The 18,530-nt window shown below is 42.0% G+C and carries 13 protein-coding genes and 1 pseudogene; 13 read left to right on the top strand and 1 reads right to left on the bottom strand.

All coding sequences use genetic code 11. The features are described from left to right. Window positions 1–127: 127 nt before the first annotated feature. Window positions 128–4,135, top strand: a complete 4,008-nt coding sequence (locus AAEU31_RS03025; protein WP_421966387.1) for a rhombosortase-dependent M36 family metallopeptidase — start codon at window positions 128–130, stop codon at window positions 4,133–4,135. 373 nt (window positions 4,136–4,508) lie between these two features. Here the strand turns inward: AAEU31_RS03025 and AAEU31_RS03020 are convergent, their stop codons facing one another. After that, window positions 4,509–6,674, bottom strand: a complete 2,166-nt coding sequence (locus AAEU31_RS03020) for a M3 family metallopeptidase (RefSeq protein ID WP_421966386.1) — start codon at window positions 6,672–6,674, stop codon at window positions 4,509–4,511. 489 nt (window positions 6,675–7,163) lie between these two features. On the opposite strand from AAEU31_RS03020, the gene folE2 reads away from it, so the two are divergent. From folE2 to AAEU31_RS02960, 12 genes and pseudogenes are all read left to right on the top strand, one after another. Next, entirely contained in the window at window positions 7,164–8,048 is an 885-nt protein-coding gene (folE2, locus tag AAEU31_RS03015; protein WP_421966385.1) for a GTP cyclohydrolase FolE2, read from the top strand. Window positions 8,049–8,172: 124 nt separating this feature from the next. Next, window positions 8,173–10,332 carry a S46 family peptidase gene (locus AAEU31_RS03010; RefSeq protein ID WP_421966384.1) on the top strand — a complete coding sequence of 720 codons (2,160 nt, stop codon included), beginning with the start codon at window positions 8,173–8,175 and terminating at the stop codon, window positions 10,330–10,332. Between the two features lie 184 nt (window positions 10,333–10,516). Then, a complete protein-coding gene (locus tag AAEU31_RS03005) occupies window positions 10,517–11,158 on the top strand; it encodes a thermostable hemolysin (RefSeq protein WP_135926691.1) in 642 nt (213 codons plus the stop codon). Then, window positions 11,155–12,612: pseudogene (locus tag AAEU31_RS03000) on the top strand (AMP-binding protein); the annotation flags it as partial. The gene AAEU31_RS03005 and the pseudogene AAEU31_RS03000, both read left to right, overlap by 4 nt. A 12-nt stretch (window positions 12,613–12,624) precedes the next feature. Beyond that, window positions 12,625–13,314 (top strand): iron-containing redox enzyme family protein, encoded by a 690-nt coding sequence (locus AAEU31_RS02995; RefSeq protein ID WP_212748200.1) that lies wholly within the window; start codon window positions 12,625–12,627, stop codon window positions 13,312–13,314. Beyond that, a complete protein-coding gene (locus AAEU31_RS02990) occupies window positions 13,311–14,087 on the top strand; it encodes an SDR family oxidoreductase (RefSeq protein WP_135926692.1) in 777 nt (258 codons plus the stop codon). The genes AAEU31_RS02995 and AAEU31_RS02990 overlap by 4 nt, the downstream gene beginning before the upstream one ends. 20 nt (window positions 14,088–14,107) lie before the next feature. Then, on the top strand, window positions 14,108–14,755 hold the full coding sequence (locus AAEU31_RS02985) for a tetratricopeptide repeat protein (protein ID WP_138558404.1): 648 nt from the start codon (window positions 14,108–14,110) through the stop codon (window positions 14,753–14,755). Window positions 14,756–14,758: 3 nt separating this feature from the next. Continuing rightward, entirely contained in the window at window positions 14,759–15,418 is a 660-nt protein-coding gene (locus tag AAEU31_RS02980) for a response regulator transcription factor (protein WP_421966383.1), read from the top strand. Between the two features lie 89 nt (window positions 15,419–15,507). After that, window positions 15,508–16,728 carry an ATP-binding protein gene (locus tag AAEU31_RS02975; RefSeq protein WP_421966382.1) on the top strand — a complete coding sequence of 407 codons (1,221 nt, stop codon included), beginning with the start codon at window positions 15,508–15,510 and terminating at the stop codon, window positions 16,726–16,728. Between the two features lie 19 nt (window positions 16,729–16,747). Continuing rightward, window positions 16,748–17,065, top strand: a complete 318-nt coding sequence (locus AAEU31_RS02970) for a cupredoxin domain-containing protein (protein ID WP_199527545.1) — start codon at window positions 16,748–16,750, stop codon at window positions 17,063–17,065. Continuing rightward, complete coding sequence (locus tag AAEU31_RS02965; protein ID WP_421966381.1) at window positions 17,052–17,798, top strand: iron transporter; 747 nt, start codon at window positions 17,052–17,054, stop codon at window positions 17,796–17,798. Before AAEU31_RS02970 ends, AAEU31_RS02965 begins: the two co-directional genes overlap by 14 nt. After that, complete coding sequence (locus AAEU31_RS02960; RefSeq protein ID WP_135926697.1) at window positions 17,786–18,490, top strand: hypothetical protein; 705 nt, start codon at window positions 17,786–17,788, stop codon at window positions 18,488–18,490. The genes AAEU31_RS02965 and AAEU31_RS02960 overlap by 13 nt, the downstream gene beginning before the upstream one ends. The last annotated feature ends 40 nt before the right edge of the window (window positions 18,491–18,530 follow it).

Below are 18,530 nucleotides of genomic sequence, written 5' to 3'. Positions count from 1 at the left end.
TATTGACCTGTTTGTTCGTTACTTTTGTTTACAATTGATTCTGTCTTTTGATTGCCAGATTAGGTACATTGGCTTTGGTTATGATTGTTAACCGAAAATAAAAATATAACAATAGGGAACGTAAGGAATGTCTCAATTTAAAGTAACTGCTGTTGCAACTATGGTAACGGCTATCTTGGCATCAACTCAATTACAAGCAAGTGAACAAACTCGCTTTTACAACGCATCAAGTGTTAGTTCTCAAGTACAGTTTAATCCTCAAGTATCTCAGCAACGTGCATTAGCTGAGCGTCGTACTGTATCAGGACACAAATCAATTTTCGATGAGCAATTAGGTAAAGCTACGTTCCTTTGGAATGCGGTAGGTCAAGCTAAGCCAGACATGGCGATGATCCTTCCTGAGCAGCGCAATGCATACGCTGCTGATTTTTATCTAAATGCTTTAACGGGCGTTAGCGCTCTGAAAAAAGGTGTATCAAGCGCCGTACTAACTGATTTATCTGAGCAGAAGCTTGGTTCAATCACAGCTAAATACAAGCAAAAAGTACATGACATTGAAGTATTCAACCGTGAATACAACCTGATCATGGACAAAGAGTATAACCTAGTTGCAGGTTCTGGCTACTTTGCAAACACAAGCGCTAGTGCAACCAAATCGTTCGCACCACTTGCTGAATTTGTTGGCGCGGAGCAAAGCATTAAACGTGCGATTAAAGAACTTGCTGATATCGACGTATCGCTAACTAAATCAACTGAACAAGGCGACTATGTTAAGTACAATGTGTCTAACCAAACTGGTGACAAAATTGTACTAGGCCAGCCACGTGCTAAGAAAGTATTCTTTGAAGTAGCAGGCGAGTTGCAATCTGCATACTACGTTGAAGTAGAAGTTGCTGATAAAAACAGCCTAGAAAGCGATTATTTCAGCTACGTTATTGGCGCACAAAACAGCAAAGTTTATTTCAAGAAAGACTTAAAAGCACACGCGGCAGACTTTAACTACCGTGTATGGGCTGATGAAGATGGTTATCCGTGGGAAGGTCCTCATGGCGACGTGATCCCAGCTGATGGTCCAGATCAAATCGATGAAACTGAAATCCTAGATGCACCACTTGTAAGTTTGTCTTACTATAAAAAACTAAGCACGATGGATCCGTGGCTTGCTGATGATGCTACAACCACTTCAGGTAACAACGTATTTGCTTATGCCGATGTAATCGCACCTCAAGGTTACACAGAAGGTGACTTCACTGCTGAAACTACATCAGACTTTACATTCGATTACCCTTATCAAGTTGACCAAGTAGCAAACAGCTACGATAACCGTAAAGCGGCAATCGTTAACTTGTTCTACATGAACAACTTCTTACACGATTTCTTCTACGACCATGGTTTTGACGAAACATCAAATGTTGCGCAAGTATCGAACTACGGCCGTGGCGGTGTTGAAGGCGACCCAATCGAAGCGCAAGCACAAGATAATAGCGGTTTAAACAACGCAAACATGTCTACGCCTGCAGATGGTGCAAGCCCTCGCATGCAAATGTATTTATACAATAGTAAAGATGCAAAAGTAGGCATTGACTATGGTGTGGTTGTAACATCTGACGCGACAATTGGTCTTCTAGATTCGTCAAAAGTATCTAGCTTTGGTCAAATGCAATTTGCTGATATCGCTGGCGAAGTTGTTCGTCTAGTGGACGATAATAACGTTGATTCTGGTAGCGTAACTGATGGTTGTGAACCTGCAACAAACGCAGCAGAACTAGCTGGTAAAATTGCGCTAGTAGACCGTGGTTCTTGTAACTTCACTGCAAAAGTACTACACGCTCAAGAAGCGGGTGCAATTGGTGCAATTGTTGTGAATAACAACCCAGATACTGATGAGCCAGCGCCAATGGGTGGTGAAGATGATGCAGTGCTTATTCCTAACATGGGTCTTAACTTTGCTGACGGTCATGCACTTTACGATGGTATCGATGCAGGCGAAACTGTTACTGTTAACATGTTCAATAAAGCTACGTTAAAAGACGGTACGTTAGATAACGGTATTATTGCTCACGAATGGGGTCACTATATCAGTAACCGTTTAGTGGGTAACTCATCGGGTCTTATCAACTTCCAAGGTCGCGCGATGGGCGAAGGTTGGGGTGATTTCCACTCACTAATGTTCATTGCGAAAGCAGATGACATCAACATCCCAGGTAACGACAAGTTCCAAAAAGCATACGGTAGCGGTACTTTCGTAGAAGACTTCTATTATGGTATCCGTCGTGTTCCATATTCAACAAATATGGACGTTAACCCACTGTCTTTCCGTCACATTACTGAAGATGCTGGTGATGATGTAGGTATTGCGCCAACGAGTGTTGCTTCACCACATGCTGCAGGTGAAATTTGGGCAACCATGCTTTGGGAAAGCTACGTAGCGCTTATCAACAAGCACGGCTTTGAAGATGCTCAAAACCGTATGGCTAACTACCTAGTTGCTGGTTACAAGTTAACACCAGTTGCACCATTATACACAGAAGCACGTGATGCAATCTTAGCAGCTGCATATGCAGTTGACCCTGAAGATTACAAACTAATCTTAGGTGCATTTGCTAAGCGTGGTATGGGCTTAGGTGCTCAAGCGCCAGATCGTTTCAGTGAAGATTTAACAGGTGTTGTTGAGTCTGACAAAATGCAACTTGCAAGCTTTACCCTAAAAGATGTTGAAATGAATGCAAGCTACAATGGTGTTGAGCTTGGTTATTGTTCAAACGACAACATTCTTGATAAGGGTGAAACAGGTACTTTAACTGTTAGCATCATGAATACAGGTAGTGAAGTACTAACAGGTACACAAGCACAATTAACAGTTGTGAGTGGCCACGATGTTACATTTGAAAATGATGGCTTAATCACATTTGACGATACAACACCGTATGCTTCGCAAACAAGTGCGCCAATTAAGTTCACATTAAACGATGCTGGCACTGCTGATACACTTGAAATCGAAGTGTCATTCCCTGAGCTTTCTGCTGATGATGAAATCGTTGAAGCTCTAAGCGATACAGTATCTTACCTTGTAAACATGGACTTTGAAGACAAGGCACCTGTTAGCTCACAAACTGCTGATGATATGGAAGTAGCAGGTACATCATTACGCGACTGGAAAGAGCACGTAATGACAGGTGATGACTTAGCTGTTGGCACGCAAAGCATGGCAACTGGCGGTAATGTTAACTTCTTCAACAGCTTTGGTTTTGGTCTTGGCGAGCAAACAATGTACTTGAACAACAATGACTTCCAGTCAGATGTTGCTATTGAGTCAAGAGAGTTCGACATTGGCTTTGCAGGTGAATTTGAAGTTTCATTCTGGCACTTCTACCTAATCGAAAACGAGTGGGATGGTGGTGTTGTAGAAATCAGCGTAAACGGTGGTAACTGGGTTGATGTTACTGAAATGGGCGGTTCATTTGATGTTGGTTACGACGGCCCACTAATCGAAAATGACGCACAAGCACTACAAGATCGCGATACCTTCACAGGTAACAATATTGATAATGGTGTTTATGGTAACTACGAAACTATTCGTTTTGGTACTGAACTAAACGGTAACCGTGCAAAATTACGCTTCCGTATCTCATCAGACAGCGCAGTACGTGAGTTCGGCTGGTGGATTGATAATGTGACTGTAAGCAATGTAACGTCACCAATCTTCTCGAACGTAATTGCTGGTGATACGTTAGCATGTGATAACGCACTTCCTATTATTAGTGTTTCTGGTGATGAAACGGTTTCTGAATCGGCTTCAGGTACTGTGTCTGTTGCAGCGACAGACCGTAACAACGACACACTGAGCTACACATGGACTCAAGTGAGCGGTACTACAGCAACGCTTACAGGTGCTGATACGGCTACTTTAGGCTTCAAGCCAGGTGCTATCTCAAGCGATGACGAGTTAGTATTTGAAGTAACAGTGAGCGATGGTACAGATTCTGTTTCAGAGCAGTTCACTGTTGCTGTAACTAACGAAGCTGAGCCAGTAGAAGAGAAAAAAGTAACTAAATCTAGCAATGGTAGCTTTGGTTTCTTAACGCTTCTACTTGCACCATTAGCGCTTATCGGCCGTCGCCGTAAACGTAAATAATACTTTTAAATAGTGATAACAAAGCCCTTACAGCCCGCTGTAAGGGCTTTTTTGTTTTTAAGTTAGCGAGAGTAAAGTTAGCGAGTTTCGAGTTTAGAGATACGAGATAAAAGATACGAGATACAAGATACGAGATACGAGATACGAGATACAAGATACGAGATACAAGGTAGCAGATTTTACATCGCGTCCTAGAACCTAGCCCCTTTTTGTAGGCGTGAAACTTGTTTCGCGCGTCTGAAGACTGATAGCTGGAAGGTTCTTTACGTTGGGTATCGCTTCGTTCGACCCAACCTACGTGAAGAGTAAAGAGGTTAAATGTTGTGGGGTTATCAATACTCGATAACCCCACAATTCGGCTTAGAGCTTAAAGCTATTGAACGGTTGCTTTTAAGCCGCGGCGTTTTAACAACGCAGACGTATCAGGCTCTTGACCACGGAATGCTTTAAACGATTCCATCAGGTCACGCGAGTTACCTACTTCTAAAATTTCTTTGCGGTATTTTTCACCCATTTCGCGAGTTAAACCACCTTGCTCTTGAACATAAGCAAACGCGTCTGCCGCTAGGATTTCACTCCACATATAAGCATAGTAACCAGCTGAATAACCGCCGCCCATTGAGTGTGAGAAGAACGCAGATTTATAACGTGGTGGTACAAATGGTACGTTAACACCGTGCTTAGCAAGAGCTTGCTCTTCAAACTTTTCAATGTCTTGTAGTGGCGCATCAGCAGAAAGTGAGTGCCATTCCATATCAAGTAGTGCAGCAGCAACATACTCTAAGGTATCAAAACCTTGGTTAAAGCTACGAGATTGAATGACTTTTTCAAGTAGCTCATCAGGAATTGGCTCACCTGTTTTATGATGTTTCGCATAGTTAGCGATAACTTCAGGGTACATTGCCCAGTCTTCTTCAAAGGTAGAAGGAAACTCAACGAAGTCACGTGATACCGAAGTACCTGAAAGTGTTGGGTATTTAACTTTTGAGAACATACCGTGTAAGCCATGACCTAGCTCGTGGAAAATCGTTGTTGCTTCATCGTAGCTGATAAGCGTAGGTTCACCATTCGCGCCTTTTTGAATGTTCATTACATTCACAACTACAGGCTTTTGATTTTTTAGACCAGACTGCTTCACAAATGAGCTCATCCAAGCGCCACCACGTTTACCTTCACGAGCAAAGTAATCGGCATAGAAAATAGCTAGGCTTTTACCATTTTCGTCAAATAATTCATATGCTTTCACATCAGGGTGGTAAACTGGTAAGTCGCTACGTGGTTTAAAAGTAATCCCATATAAACGGTTCATTGTATAAAAAACACCGTCTTCAAGAACACGATTAAATTCGAAATACTCTTTTACTGCATTTTCGTCTAGGTTGTATTTATCTTTGCGAACTTGCTCTGCGTAGAATAACCAATCCCATGGCTGTAGCTTAAATTGTTCACCAGACTCATCGATCTTAGCTTGAATAGCCGCTGCTTCAGCATTAACGTTTTGCATTAATGCAGGGATCATGCTCGCAAACATATCAAATACTGCTTGAGGTTTTTTCGCCATTTGTGACTCTAAACCAAAATCAGCCCAGCTGTCGTAGCCTAATAATTTAGCTTTTTGAGCGCGTAAATGAGCAAGTTCTGCCACGATATCGCGGTTATTATTTTCACCTGATAGCGCACGCTCAGCCGATGCACGCCATACTTTTTCACGCAACTCACGGTTTTTAAGGGTTGCTAATATAGGCTGGCGAGTTGTATTGGTGATCTTAATTAAGTACTTGCCGTCATGACCAGCTTCCGTTGCTGCATTAGCAAGCTGTTCAATTTGACCCGCAGGTAAGCCTTCAAGCTCAGCTTTGTCATCAACAATAACAACATTTGTTTTTGTCAGTGCTAATAAGTTTTGCGAAAATTGCGTCGTTAAACTTGAATGCTTAGTATTGATATCACGAATTTGCTGTTTTTGTTCGGCATTTAATTGTGCACCAGCGCGAACAAAACGCTTGTAGTAAACATCAAGTAAACGTTTTTCTTCGGCTGTTAATGCTAGTTTGTCTGCATCGTTATAAACAGCTGCTACTTTTTCAAAAAGTGCTTTATTAAGAAAAATATTATCGTTATGTGATGCTAACTTAGGTGCTAATTCTTTTTGGATTTCACGGCGAGCAGGGTTTGAGTCACTGCCTGCTAAGTTATAAAAAATGCTACGAGTACGGGTTAACAGCTCACCACTTTTTTCAAGAGCAACAACAGTATTGGCAAAATCAGGCTTTGCAGGGTTGTCGATGATAGCTTGTACTTCAGCCATTTGCTCTGCCATGCCTTTATTGAAAGCTGGCATAAAGTGTTCATCTTTAATAAGGCTAAAATCAGGCGCCTCGTATTGCAGTGCACTTTTAACAAATAGTGGGTTTGCTTGTTCAGCTGCAGTTACTTCTGCTGTTTGTTCAGTTTTACGCGTATCAGCTGTAGTTTGAGGCTCAGAACAGGCCGTTAGTAATAACGCTGAGCTGATCGCGGTTGCGAATAGGTGTTTCATAGTGTTTCTCTTGTCATTTTTTAAAGTAATTGTACCGATATAACGTTATGTCAGCACTTTATGTCATCCTAGTGTTGGTTGTTAGTATGAGATTACACAAAGATGGCACGAATGTGTGCATGAGTGAGGCTGATATAACTTTGCGGTTAATATATAGAGCATACTGTGTATCGATAGCAATAATCTCATTCGTTGCGATAAGGTGATTATTGGCTGCGATAAGTGGTTAATTTTCGTAAATGTCAGCGTATCTTTTTCGACTTCTCAAGCTAAATTGTTATCAGATACTGTTTAAAATTAATACTCATAATGCAAGTTCGTCCTTACGTTTATAGCTGCATGACAATGATGGTGTGAAAGGTCCAAAAATTAGCTCTTGATAAAGTTTTATAATGTTATATTGTATCACTTTCTTTGGTGCGATAGCATTTATTCAGTTCATCAGAATTGATGCTTTAGCAATAAATATAAATAATACAAGAAGTTGATATGCAATTACCCGATATAACCTCGCACTCTAATACAGATTTTCAATCACCTTTAAAATGGGTTGGCATGGAAGGTATCGCATTACCTTGTAAACTTGCACAACCTCATGTTGATGCGCACCTTAATGCCAAAGCAGATATTTTTGTCAGCCTTGATAGCGATGCAAAAGGTATTCATATGTCGCGTCTCTATTTACTACTTAATCAGCTATTGGCTAAACAAAGCTTAACCAGTCAGCGTGTTAGTGAGTTTATGAATGCCGTTTTAGCATCACAAAAAGACTTAAGTAAAAGCGTAAAACTGGTGCTGCATTTTGATTTACCAGAGCTAAAAGCAGCGCTCCTGAGCGACCATTGCGGTTACAATGCTTACCCTGTAGTTTTAACTATCACGAAGCAGCAATCACTTACCATTAACTTAAAAGTCGATATTGCCTATAGCAGCACGTGCCCATGTTCAGCGGCATTATCGAGGCAGCTTTTGGGCGAAGCGGTCGATAAACAGTTTAGCGATGCCGCTATTGATAAAGCATCTTTAATCAATTGGCTCACAAGTGAACAGGGCTCTATTGCAACCCCTCATAGCCAGCGCTCATATGCGTATATCGATGTCACTTTTAGTAGCGAAAAGCTTCCGGATATTAGTGGCTTTATCACAGTCTGTGAGCAAGCCATAGGGACCCCAGTGCAAACCGCCGTTAAGCGTGAAGATGAACAAGCATTTGCCGCCCTTAACGCAAAAAACTTATTATTTTGCGAAGATGCAGCAAGGCGGCTAAAGCAGTGCTTCGAAACCATGCCAGGTATTACTGATTACCAATTTAAAGTAGAGCATCAAGAAAGCTTACACGGCCACAATGCTGTGGTTTATGAGTCTAAGTATTAGGCCATACAGCCTTATTTGGTTTACAAACTTTGACATTAGCGGTCGCAAATTATTGCTATTGGCTAGCACAATGATAATGATAAGAGCGCTAAAAAGATAAACATAACAAATATAAAGGACGACTATGCGTTTTAAATTTATTGCTGCTGCAGTGGGTCTGGCTGTAGCAAATGTTGCTGTTGCCGACGAAGGCATGTGGCAACCTCACCAGCTACCAGAACTTGAATCTATCCTAAAAGCGAAAGGCTTAAGCATTGATGTTGAGTCAATTTCAAAATTGACCGAGTTTCCGATGAACGCAGTAATTAGCCTTGGTGGTTGTACAGCTTCGTTTGTTTCACCAAAAGGCTTAGTTGTAACAAACCATCACTGTGCCTATGGTTCGATTCAATATAATTCAACCACCGAAAATAACATTTTAGAAAATGGCTTTTTAGCTAAAACAACGGGCGAAGAAGTACCTGCAGCGCCGGGTTCTCGTGTTTATGTGACAGAGCAAGTGACAGAAGTTACCGATAAAGTAAACAAAGGTACTGAACAGCTAACAGGTAAAGCACGCTTTGATGCCATTGAAGCAAATGAAAAAGCACTTGTTAGTGAGTGTGAGCAAGACCAAAGCTACCGCTGTAATGTGTATACCTTCCACGGTGGTCTTGAATATTACTTAATTAAAGCGCTAGAAATTAAAGATGTACGTTTAGCCTATGCACCCGCTATGGGCGTAGGTAAATACGGCGGCGATATTGACAACTGGATGTGGCCGCGCCACACCGGTGATTTCTCGTTCTATCGCGCGTATGTTGGCAAAGATGGCAAGCCTGCTGAATATTCAGAAGATAACGTACCGTACCAGAGTGATGCGTTTTTAAAAGTAAGCGCTAAAGGCGTACAAGAAGGCGATTTTGTGATGGTTACCGGTTATCCGGGCAGCACAAACCGCTACCGTATTTCGCCTGAAGTTGATTACGTGTTTAACACAGCCTACCCATTAGCGCGTAAATATAATTCTAAATATGTCTCATTAATTGAAGAAAATGCCCCTGATGGTTCAGAGGCACGTATTGCTTATGAAAGTACGATTGCGGGTTACAACAACTACATTAAAAACTATGGCTCAATGATTGAGAGCTTTAACAAAGGTTCAATGTATAGCCGTAAGCAACAATTTGAAAAAGATCTCACTGCGTGGATCAATGAAGATAGTAAGCGCAAAGCTAAATACGGACATGTACTTGCTGATTTAACGGCGTTAGTTGCTGAGTCTCAAGAGCACAACCAACGTGACCGTATGTTAGGTTACGTACACCGCTCACAAATGATGTCATCGGCTCGTATGCTGTATCGTTTAGCTTATGAAAAACAAAAGCCAGATGCTGAGCGCGAAAGCGGTTATCAAGAGCGTGATATGCCGCGCATTAAATCACGCCTAGAAAGCATGAGTCGTCGTTATGATGAAACCGTTGATAAAGCCATTTTATTGTACTTTATTGAGCAATATGCAGCTTTACCAAACGATGAGCGAGTTGCAGAGGTAGATAAAGCGCTTGGTTTAACCAATGGTTTTGATAAACAAAAACAACAAGCGTTACTTGATGATATGTATGCTAAATCGGTTCTTGCAGATGAAAGCAAACGTTTATGGATGACAGAACTTGACCTTGCTCAGTTAAAGCAAAGTAGCGATCCATTCATTCAATACGCTCAGGCTGTTTTTGCCGTTACTAAAGACATTGAAGATGCGAAAAAAGAGCTGGCTGGTAAACAGCAAGCTGCTCGCCCTGCATTAATGGAAGCAATTATCGCTTATAACAAGGCACTTAATAAGCCTGTTTATGCTGATGCTAACAGCACCTTGCGTGTAACTTACGGCACGGTAGGCGGCTATTCACCGCAAGATGGCTTAGTGGCAACCCCCTTTACATCTTTAGAAGGCCTGCTTGCTAAAAATACCGGTGTTGAACCATTCAACTCACCAGAAAAGCAAAATGAGTTAATTAAGCAAAAGCTTTATGGCGATTACACAGGCGGTATGAATACGGTTCCGGTTAACTTTTTATCAAATGTAGATACCACAGGTGGTAACTCAGGTTCACCAACATTAAATGGTAATGCTGAGCTAGTTGGTTTGTTATTTGATGGTGTTTACGAAAGTATTATTGGTGATTGGGATTACGATGAAAACTTAAACCGCTCGATTCACGTTGATTCACGATACATGTTGTGGGTGATGGATAAAGTTGATAATGCTCAAAATCTACTTAAAGAGATGACCATCGTTAAGTAATCAAAGTATACGTTAATTTAAGCATTAAAATGCCAGTCGTTTAGACTGGCATTTTTGTTTTTATAAAAATTAAAACATTAAATTTCATGAGGTTGAAAAATATTTATAAAAATTAATTTTTCTTAAGTTTTATTTAAGTTTCGCTCGATAAATTTTACACATAACCTAAGTGGAGCGAACAATTATGCTTTCAGTTCAACAATCACATCAAACTCAATTTCAAGAGCCTGCCTTTGTTTGCACGCGTGAAGGAGGTCAGTTCCGCGACCGTCTTGAGAGTAATATTAAGCAAGGTTTTGCTGCAGCTTATGATGCGAAAATTTCGCAGTTCATGCCGCTTCTTTGTGAGCTGAATGTTGATGATGAAGTATGTACGTTAGGTCTTCGCTCTGCATCACAACCTTTGTTTATTGAACAATACCTCCCTGTGTCTATTGAGCACTTTGTCGGTGCCAAGCGTGAGCACATTTTTGAGTTAGGTAATTTATGCTCAACGCATCGAAAAGCCACCTTGGCACATTTTGTTTTAATGAACGAAGCACTCTACCAAGCGGGAGCAAAATATTTAGTGTTTTGTGCAACCCGTAAAGTCAGAGCGCTATTAAAAATGCTAGGTGTTAATTGCAAAGAAATCGGTGTTGCAAATGCACAAGCACTCCAAGATCCAGCAAGCTGGGGTAGCTATTACGACAACCAACCAACCATTTGTGTGGTTGACCTAAACGAAGCACATCAACGTGTATTAAACACCCCAGTTTTATTCAATATTAAACAGCAGTGTTTACAGTCATCCCTTGAATTGGCTGTTTATTTGGAGGCGCTATGAGCTGGTTAACACAGTTACCACACAAAGATAGCGATACCTTAATGGTTTGCCATGAAAGTAATGGTGTGCGCTCACTAACTAAACAAGATTTTACTGAACAAGTAACTCGTCTGTTAGCTACTTTGGTTGAGTTTAATGCTGAGGGTGTCGCCTATCAATTAGATAACACACCTGCTTGGTGTGTATTAGAAGCTGCGCTTAGCGAACTTAAAAGAGTGGCAATTCCGCTACCAACGTTTTTTACGGCTCAGCAAATAGCGTTTGGTTTGCAAAACAGTGGGGCAGGGCTATTTGTATGTGACCGCGCTTACGAAGGTGAGCATGTAAGGTTAGTGGCGTTAGTCGATGTATGTAAGCATTACCCTTTATATGTCTATCAATTGACTAATACACAGCCAGTTCCTTATTTTGCAAACACGCAAAAGATTACCTTTACGTCGGGCTCAACGGGTACACCAAAAGGTGTGTGTTTATCGCTTGAGAGTCAATTGCAGGTGGCAACATCACTTTATCAAAGCATTGGTTTAGAAAAACCAAACCATTTGTGTTTACTGCCGTTACCGGTTTTGCTTGAGAATTTAGCCGGTGTGTATGCGCCGCTATTAGCGGGTGGCACAGTTAACTTAGTGCCTTTAGCTGAACTTGGGTTTTCTGGCGCACAGTTACTTGAGCCACATAAATTAATAGCAGCCATTGAACGCACTGAGCCAAATACCCTTATTTTAGTGCCTGAGTTGCTGACTTGTTTAGTGGCTTTTGCAAAGCAAGGCTGGCAAGCACCTAAAAGCTTAAAGTTTATTGCAGTGGGTGGCGCGGTTGTAAGCCAAGCACTTATTAAGCAAGCCCGAGAGTTCGGTTTACCGGTTTATCAAGGCTATGGTTTGTCTGAGTCTTCATCGGTGGTGAGCCTAAACACGCGCGATGATGACGACATCGACACCGCAGGGCGAGTTCTCAAACATATCCAATACAAAATTGAAAATGGTCAGCTTTATATCAAAGGCTCATTGTTTTTAGGGTACTTAGGTCAAGCAGCGCAAAGTGCCGACGATTGGTATGCAACTGGCGATCTCGTCACTGAGCAAGCAGGCCGCTTGGTTATTCAAGGTCGCTTGAAAAATCAGCTGATCACCAGCTTTGGGCGCAATATCAGTGCCGAGTGGCCAGAGTCGTTATTGCTTAGCCACAGCCAGGTACAACAAGCAGTGGTGATTGGCGAAGGCCAAGCATTTTTAGCTGCGCTTATCTATGCAAACCAAGCGATGAGTGACGATGAACTTGCTGCTCATATTGCGGCACAAAACGCGCAACTACCCGAATACGCACAGATCAAAAAGTGGCATCGAATGGCAGAGCCTATGAGCCACACGCAAGGTTTATTAACCAGCAATAATCGCCCCAAACGCGATGTTATTAATCAATTTTTTGCTACAGAGATTTCAGCATTTTATCAAGAGGCGACGAGCATGAGTCAATTTTTCAATACATTACAAGCCGAAACACAGAAAGAGCGCGACTACCTTTTAGCTGCGCCAATTATTAGCCGCGTTTTTAAAGGTGAAGTCAGCCTGAGTGAATACGCATCGTTCTTAACGCAAGCTTATCATCATGTTAAACACACCGTGCCACTGCTAATGGCTGTAGGCGCAAAGCTAAGCGATAAACAAGAGTGGTTGCGCGAAGCTGTTGCAGAATACATCGAAGAAGAGTTAGGCCACCAAGAATGGGTGCTAAACGATATTGCAGCCTGTGGTTTTGATAAAGAGTTAGTGCGTCATTCTCGTCCACAATTTTCGACTGAATTAATGGTGTCGTATGCCTACGATACAATTAATCGCGGTAACCCATTGGCCTTCTTTGGCATGGTGCATGTGCTTGAAGGCACCTCGATTGCCTTAGCCGATAATGCAGCGGGGCAAATCCGTGAGGTTGTAGGTTTACCTAAAAAGGCGTTTACCTACCTTACCTCGCATGGCGCTCTTGATATTGAACACGTGAAGTTTTTCGAAAATCTGATGAACAAAATAGATAACGAGGACGATCAGCAAGCGATTATTCACGCCGCAAAATGTTTTTATAAACTGTACGGCAATATTTTCCGTGACCTCGATTCAGAACCTTTCTTTAGCGAGGCTGACTTGGAGCAAAGCGCATGAGTAGCCCAGTGTGTGTGCTAACCGGTGCAACAGGGGGCATTGGCCGTGCTATTGCCCTTCGCCTTGCAAAAGAAGGTTGGCGTGTATTATTGGTAGGCCGAAATATAAAGCAACTTGCTGCATTGCAATTGGAGTGCGGCAATGACGCTGAGTATTTTCAAGCCGACCTTAGTAACAGTGAATCTCGCAATGATCTTGCTAAGTTTGCCCAGCAAATTGGCGGCGCAACGCTGCTTATCAATAACGCGGGCGTTAATGTGATGCAAGGCTTTAGTGAAATAAGCGAGCAGCAAATTGATCATCTGTTAAATATTAATCTAAATGTACCTATTAAATTGTGTCAGCTGTTTTTACCACAAATTACCCGTAATAAAGGCACGATTGTGAATATAGGTTCATCATTTGGCAGCATCGGATATCCATATCAAACCTTGTATTGTGCCAGCAAGTTTGGCCTTAGAGGAATGACTGAAGCCCTTGCCAGAGAGCTTAGTCACAGTGATGTGAAAGTATTGTACTTAGCACCTCGTGCCACCGATACCGCGATTAATTCGCCGCAGGTACGTGCGATGAACAAAGAGTTGGGTAACACCATGGACCCGCCTGAAAAAGTGGCTGATGCATTAATAGATTTAATTAAATCCAAAAAACGTCGCCGTTTTATCGGCTTCCCAGAAACATTATTTGCTCGTATTAACGGGGCATTTCCATCATTAGTTGATAACGCAATTGCAAAACAACTTCCTAAAATTAAAAGTTTTTTTGCCAACTAAATTGATTAAGGTGAATGATTATGACTAAACTAAATTTTAAAGCTCTAATGATGATAGCTGTTATCATGGCTGCGCCTGCAAAAGCCGACTTTAATAGCGATTTAAGTTCGGTGCAAAAGCAATGGGCTGTGGTTAATTACGAATTAGTTGACGATGCGCAGCTAGATGCCTTTGAAAAGTTAGCGAATGAAACCGCAGAGTTTACAAAAGCAAACGATCAGCAAGCGGCAAGCCATATTTGGTACGGTATCGTGTTATCGAGCTATGCAGGTGCGAAAGGGGGATTAGGTGCGCTGGGTCTTGCTAAAGATGCCAAAGCACAATTTGAAAAAGCGCTTAAGCTTGATCCACAAGCACTGAATGGTTCGGCCTATACAAGTTTGGCAACTTTATACGGCAAAGTGCCAGGTTGGCCAATTGGCTTTGGTGATGATGATGAAGCCAAAAAACTGTTTAAAAAAGCCCTTGAGCTAAATCCTTATGGAATCGATAGTAATTATTTATATGCGTCATTTTTATATGATGAGCATAAGTATCAGTCAGCTAAAGAATTTTTATTAGTAGCTCAGCAAGCGCCAGCGCGCCCTGATAGACCAAAGGCAGACCTTTACCGCCAACAAGAAATTACTAAACTATTGGCTAAGGTAGAGAAAAAATTAAAGAGATAAGCTATGCATTTATTGCTCGTTGAAGACGACCACTTAGTGGCAGAAGGCCTGTGTCGTTCTTTACGTCAACAAGGTTATAGTGTTGAACACAGTGCAACCGTTAAGTCAGCGATGCAATGGCTGCAAAATGATGAAATTGAGCTGGTAGTCCTTGATTTAGGACTACCAGACGGTGATGGCATCGACATTCTAAAGCACATCAAAAAGCATCGTAAAAACCTGCCGGTGGTGATTTTAACCGCTCGCGGTAGTATTGATGATAAAGTTATGGGCCTAGATTTAGGCGCTGATGATTATCTTGCAAAACCCTTTGATCCCGCAGAGTTATTTGCACGTCTTCGGGTTGCTAGTCGGCGATTGACCCAAGCTCAAACCAGCACCTTAAAAGTTGGCAATGTTGAAATGGACACCGCCGCATTTACCGTAAGATTTCAAGATGAGCCGGTAAACTTGCCGCGCAAAGAGTTTATGCTCCTTAAAGCCTTGCTAGAAAACCAAGGTCGCGTGCAATCAAAACAGCAGTTAGAAAGTAAACTTTACGAATGGGGCGAAGAGGTGGGGTCAAATACCATCGAAGTGCACATTCATCACTTGCGTAAAAAATTCCCAAAAGAGTTTATTAAAACCTTGCGTGGTATTGGTTATGTGGTGGGTAAACGATAGTGTCAATTCGTAAAAGGCTGACATTACTTATCTTATCCATGGTGATCCTAACCTGTTTTTTGGCTTTTACAAAAGGTTATCGTGAAAGCATGAATCAGGCTGAAGCGCTGCTCGATAACGAGCTGGTAACGTTGGCGCATGTGTTAATCGAACAACCACTCAGTAATGAAACCCCGGCTTATACGAGTGATTTACCGCAGTTATTATTTCAAGTTTGGGTTGATGACAGCTTGGCCTCAAGCTCAAAGTCATTGCAGAATAACGCTATAAATCAAAGTCAGTGGCAAAGTGGGTTTAGCGTTGAAAACTTGGCCGGGCAACGAGTCAAAGTGTATCGCTTAAGCGAAGGTAATAAGCGAGTGCTTATTGCAGAGCCTTTGAGTAAGCGAGTGGCGCTAACCGAAACTGTCATTTTATCGGCCATGACGCCGCTGTTATGGAGTGTGCCTATCCTTGCCCTCCTTATTAGTGTGTTTGTAAAACAAGGGCTTGCGCCACTAACTCGGTTGTCGAATCAACTTAAACATCGTCAAGCAAATGACTTTACGGCTATCCCTTGGCAAACCCCAGAGCAAGAAATAAAACCCGTAATTAGCCGCTTAAATGATCTATTCAAACGGGTTGAAAGTGCCTATTTACGAGAGCGCTTTTTTGCCTCTGATGCAGCCCATGAACTGCGCACACCGCTGAGTAGTTTAAAAATAAATGTGCATAATTTAGTTGCCCAAGGTGTCGATAGTGTTGAGCTTGATGCGATGGAAAAAGGCGTTGATAAGTTAAGCAATATCGTCGAGCAGATGCTAATTTTAGGGCGGACTTATCCAGAGCAATGGCAGGCGCAATTTAGTTCAGTGTCGGTGTTAGAAATTAGCCAGCAAGTTGTTGCACAACTTTATGATCGTATAGACGAAAAAGAGCATACCATCAGCATTGATGGCGATGATTTTATTATTGCTGGTGACGAATTTACCTTGATTACTTTGTTTGGCAATTTACTGAGTAACGCCATAAAATACACCCCAGCTGTGGGAGAGATTTGTATTACCCTGAAAACCGAAAACAATCGTTTTATCTGGCAAATAGATGACTCGGGACCCGGTATTGATGAAGCTCAAAAACAGCGCATTTTTAATCGCTTTTATCGCGTGGGTGGTGATAAACATCCATCGGGTGAGCAAGGAGCAGGGCTTGGTATGGCCATTGTTGAACACATAGTATCGATTTATAACGCTGATATTGCTTTAGCAGACAGCCACCTTGGCGGCTTGCGAGTGAGCGTGTCCTTTATGCAAGGAGACGTCAGTGAATAAATGGATTGCTGCACTGTCTATGTTGCTGTGTATGTCATCTTGGCTTGCTTGTGCCAAAGAATACAAACTGATCTTAAAAGATCATTTGTTTTATCCCGCTGAAATAAAAGTACCTGCCAATAAAAAGCTACGTTTACTCATCGAAAATCAAGATAACACTCCTGAAGAGTTCGATAGCTTTGATTTAAACCGCGAAAAAGTGCTTTACCCGGGGCGCACAAGTGTGATTTATATCGGCCCACTGAGTCCTGGCCGTTATGACTTTTTTGGCGAATTTTCGCCTAATACGGCCCGAGGAACGGTTGTGGCTACGGAGGTAGATAATGCTGATAACTAGTTTATTAATGAGCATTAATCAGCTTTTACCGGTTGTGATTTTAGCGGTGTTACTCAGGTTGATAGTACCTCTTAATCAGCGACAATTAGGTCTATATGCTGCTATTGGCACCATTATTAGTTTGCTATTTGTACAAGGTGCGGCATCGATGAGCCAGTTGTTTGAACATCGTGGTTTAGAGTTCATTCAAATGTTGCTATGTATCATGATTTTTGTTGCGGCATTAATCAGTTGTCAACAAAACACTGTAGCCGCCGCCGCTGCTCTTATTGCAACAATGACCCTATATTTGAGCCATTACATGATTTACCTAGTGAGTTTTTGGCACAATAAAGATGCTGCTGAGCCTTTACTGCTTGGCACTTTTCTAGGAATAGGAATTTGTGTCAGCTTTGGTATTTTATTGTTCTTTTTGCTGGAAAGTGTTGCCAGACGAGCAAAAATGCAGCCATTGATTGTATTGCTTGCCTTAAATGCAACAGCAAAGTTATTAATATTTCTTGATTTAGCGAGTCAGGTCGATTTAATTGATGTGACCTCAAGCTATCTAGATTGGCGCAACTTTTTAGCCGAAAATTCAGAACTTGGCCGGGTGCTAAAAGCCTTAGTCGGTTACGAAGCCACGCCAAGTAAAACCGCGCTTTGGGTATATGTAATTGCGAGCGCCGTATTTATTGCCTTGGCTCGCGCTCTAAAAGTTAAACATAAAAAGGAGCCTGTATGCGGTTCTTAATAATCAGTTTTAGCTATCTGTTTGCAATTTGCTTTGCACACGTTGTCCATGCAGATGGCATGGTCGTTGATAAAGTATATCACCCTTACGTGTTACCTTTTGAACGTGAAGTTGAGTGGCGTTTAGTGTCTAGGCAAACCGATAACGGTAATGTGCTTGCACAGCGGGCAGGTTTTGGTGGTGCAATTAACGACACCATGAGCCTTGAAGGGTATTTAGTTGGCGAGCGCGATGATAACGGTGACTTTGGCTTATCTTCATATGAGGTGGAGTTACGTTGGCAACTTGTAGAACAAGGGCGTTTATGGGCAGATTGGGGGGCACTATTTGAACTTGAAAAGCAGCACACTATAGATGCATACGAAGCGACGACTGGCTTTTTATGGGAAAAAGAGTTTGGTCGTACTAGCCTGACTATGAATGCATTTTTAGTGTATGAGTGGGGGGCTGATATAGAAAATGAATGGGAAAGTGAGTTCCGTTTGCAGTACCGTTATCGTTATCGCTCTGCATTTCAGCCATCAATAGAGGTTTATGCTGGCGAGGACTTTTTTGGTGTGGGCCCTGGTTTTATTGGTTTGCATCGTTTTAGTGCGAAGCGTCAATTAAAATGGGAAGCAGGATTTATAAGCGAATTATCGCAATCAGGCCGCGACCATAGCTTTCGCTTGGCTTTAGAGTTTGAGTTTTAATTTCGATAGTGTTTGACTTATTCAAGTAACTCTATATAGT

Origin of the sequence: Pseudoalteromonas thalassia (assembly GCF_049257215.1) — a bacterium.
Classification (GTDB): domain Bacteria; phylum Pseudomonadota; class Gammaproteobacteria; order Enterobacterales; family Alteromonadaceae; genus Pseudoalteromonas; species Pseudoalteromonas lipolytica_C.
This window is presented reverse-complemented; position numbering and strand designations above follow the sequence as displayed.